Genomic DNA, 253 nt, shown 5'->3' on the forward strand with positions numbered 1-253 from the left:
GCAAAAAACGACAACACCCCCGTGTTTGTGCAACTGATCGAGCCTTGCAACACAGTATGACGTTCTGTCATATCAAATATATTCGTTAAACGATGTGCAGGATCTGCTTCATTCGCAGGAAATTTACCACTGAGTTTAACACTGTTTTTATTATTACTTGATACGCTGCCACTGCTGCGAATAACCAATTGCTGTCGTAATTTATTACCCAATACATTTGGGTTACGTCGTTTCGCGGTTTGCGCAGGAGCTA

The 253-nt window shown here is 41.9% G+C and carries 1 protein-coding gene; it reads right to left on the bottom strand.

Going from position 1 to position 253, the window contains the following annotated elements; genetic code table 11:
* Window positions 1-253: hypothetical protein (locus tag CWC11_RS23160; protein WP_212748117.1), on the bottom strand; the 253-nt coding region annotated here is incomplete at both ends.

The sequence above is a fragment of the Pseudoalteromonas sp. S3178 genome (assembly GCF_005886985.1).
GTDB lineage: Bacteria > Pseudomonadota > Gammaproteobacteria > Enterobacterales > Alteromonadaceae > Pseudoalteromonas > Pseudoalteromonas carrageenovora.